This is a genomic window from Streptomyces sp. MnatMP-M17, from assembly GCF_900091995.1.
GTDB lineage: Bacteria > Actinomycetota > Actinomycetes > Streptomycetales > Streptomycetaceae > Streptomyces.
Window position 1 is genome coordinate 1 of sequence record NZ_FMDK01000945.1, and the last position, 2,731, is coordinate 2,731.

3 protein-coding genes are annotated in these 2,731 nt (G+C 70.1%); 1 reads left to right on the forward strand and 2 read right to left on the reverse strand.

All coding sequences use genetic code 11. The features are described from left to right. Positions 1-128: 128 nt before the first annotated feature. A complete protein-coding gene (locus GA0115259_RS33910; protein WP_093604025.1) occupies positions 129-1,244 on the reverse strand; it encodes an adenosine deaminase in 1,116 nt (371 codons plus the stop codon). A 114-nt stretch (positions 1,245-1,358) separates the two neighbouring features. Here GA0115259_RS33910 and GA0115259_RS33915 point away from each other — a divergent pair, with 114 nt between their 5' ends. Further along, the gene (locus GA0115259_RS33915; RefSeq protein ID WP_237540691.1) at positions 1,359-2,177 is read left to right on the forward strand and encodes an alpha/beta fold hydrolase; all 819 of its coding nucleotides are present in this window, start codon (positions 1,359-1,361) and stop codon (positions 2,175-2,177) included. Positions 2,178-2,296: 119 nt separating this feature from the next. Here GA0115259_RS33915 and GA0115259_RS33920 read toward each other — a convergent pair. After that, the coding region (locus GA0115259_RS33920; protein ID WP_237540692.1) for a LysR substrate-binding domain-containing protein at positions 2,297-2,731 on the reverse strand (435 nt) is incomplete at its 5' end.

Below are 2,731 nucleotides of genomic sequence, written 5' to 3' on the forward strand. Positions count from 1 at the left end.
CTCTGCAAACTAGCCAGTCGCCCATGTCTCCCGCAAACACCGGCGGGCGCCCGGGAATCCGCATTCCGGACCGCCCACCGGATTTTCCATCGCCACCCTCGCAGCAGATAACCGCTGGTCAGCGCCTTCTATTTGAACAGCCATTCGGATTTCAGCTCGGCATATCCGGGCTTGATCACGTCATTGATCATGGCGAGTCGTTCATCGAAAGGAATGAATGCTGATTTCATCGCATTGACAGTGAACCACTGCATGTCGTCGAGCGTGTAGTCGAATGTGTCGACCAGCAGCTCGAATTCCCGGCTCATGCTCGTACCGCTCATCAGCCGGTTGTCGGTGTTGACCGTGGCCCGGAAGTGCAGTCTGCGGAGCAGCCCGATGGGGTGCTCGGCATACGAGGCCGCCGCGCCCGTCTGGAGGTTGGAGCTGGGACAGAGCTCCAGCGGGATGCGCTTGTCCCGTACGTACGCGGCGAGCCGGCCCAGCGACACCGAGCCGTCCTCGGCGAACTCGATGTCGTCGATGATGCGCACACCGTGGCCGAGCCGGTCGGCGCCGCACCACTGGAGCGCCTGCCAGATCGAGGGCAGCCCGAAGGCCTCGCCCGCGTGGATGGTGAAGTGGTTGTTCTCACGCTTCAGATACTCGAAGGCGTCGAGATGGCGGGTGGGCGGATAGCCGGCCTCCGCGCCCGCGATGTCGAAGCCGACCACTCCGGAGTCCCGGTAGCGGTTGGCGAGTTCGGCGATCTCCAGCGCGCGGGCGGCGTGCCGCATGGCGGTGAGCAGGGCGCCGACCCGGATGCGGTGGCCGTTCGCGTGGGCGCGTCGCTCGCCCTCGCGGAAGCCCTCGTTGACGGCCTCCACGACCTCTTCGAGGCTGAGCCCGCTCTCCAGGTGCTGCTCGGGCGCGTACCGCACCTCGGCGTAGACGACACCGTCCTCGGCGAGGTCCTCGGCGCACTCGGCGGCGACACGGAAGAGCCCGTCGCGGGTCTGCATGACGGCGCAGGTGTGCGCGAACGTCTCCAGATAGCGCTCCAGCGAACCGGAGTCGGCGGCCTCACGGAACCAGATTCCGAGTTTGTCGGACTCGCGTTCGGGCAGGTTCTCGTAGCCGATCTCATGGGCGAGGTCGATGATCGTGCCGGGGCGCAGTCCGCCGTCCAGATGGTCGTGGAGGAGGGCCTTGGGCGCGCGGCGGATCTGGTCGGCGGTGGGCGGACGGTAGGTCTGGCTCGTCATCTGCGCACTCTAACGCCTACGCGCGTAGATCACGGCCGCGGATATGGCCGTCGATATGTAACAGTGACCGGGCGTACGGGTGGAGTACACCCGTCCTTCTGAGACTGTTCTGCTATGGGACAGAACGCAGTTCCCGGGCCGGGGGGACGTACGGCAGGCCGGGACGGTTCGCCGCGCGCGCGTCGCGCGGCGCCACGGGCACGGTTGGGACGGGCGTTCGCCGCACTTCCCGCGGGAGCGGCCACGGGAGGCGTGATCCTGGTGCTTCCCACCGGTGAGCCGGTCTCCGACCGCCGTCCCTCGCCCGTCGCATACGCCCGAGTGCTGCCGCTGGCACGGGCGTTGGCCAGAGCGGGCGCGGCCGAAGGGCTGGTCGTGCATGTGGTGCACTACCGCAGACGCGGCTGGAACGGCACGGACGCGCAGCTCGCGGCGGACGCCGAGTGGGCGACGGAGGAGGTCGTACGGCGGTACGGCGACGTACCGGTGTGCCTGGCCGGACAGGGGATGGGCGGCCGGGCGGCGCTCCAGGCGGCGGGGCACTCCGCGGTCAACTCCGTGCTGGCGATGGCTCCTTGGCTGCCGGAACAGGACAGGGCGGTGGAGCCTGAGCCGGTGGCGCAGCTCATAGGCCGGCATGTACTGATCATGCACGGCACCAATGACGAACGCAGCGACCCGGAGCTCTCGTACCGGCTGGCCGAACGGGCCAAGAAGCTCAGCCGCGACATCTGCCGCTTCGAGGTGCACTCCGACGGCCACGCGCTGCGCCAGCACCATGACGAAGTCCTGGCCCTGGCCACGGACTTCGTGCTGGGCGCGCTGCTCTCCCGCGCCTACTCCCGGCCGGTCGCGGACGCTCTGGCGGCCCCGCCGCCGCTGGGTCTGCGTATGCCGGTGGCGGCGGGATTCGGCAGGTTACTGCGGCGGTAGAGGCGGGCGGTGGCACCGACTGGGGCCTCAAGCCGGGTCTCAGCCCGGGACCGCGCTCGGGCCTCAAGCCGGGCCTGCTCGGGCCTCAAGCCGGGCCTGTGCTCGGGCCTCGACTCGGCTCAGTTCGGGAGCAGTTGGCCTCTGCGGGAGAGCAGGAAGCGTTTGAAGGCCGCCACCGGTGGCGTGTCCGGGTGGCCGTCGAGCCAGGCCAGGCCGATCTCACGGACCGCGCGCGGCGCCGTGACCGTCAGTTCGACCACTCCCGGGCGGGCGACGGCCGGTGGAGGCAGCAGGGCCACGCCCAGGCCCGCCGCGACCAGGCCGCGCAGCGTCTCCGCCTCCTCGCCCTCGAAGGCCACGCGCGGCCGGAAGCCGGCCTGGGCGCAGAGGTCGTCGGTGATACGGCGCAGCCCGTACCCGGGTTCCAGCGTGACGAACGTCTCGTCCGCCGCCTCGGCGAGCCGGATCCGCCGGCGCCCGGCGAGCCGGTGGTCGTCGGGCACGACCAGCCGCAGCCGCTGCTCGTCGACACGGCGGGCCACCCGATCCGGCGC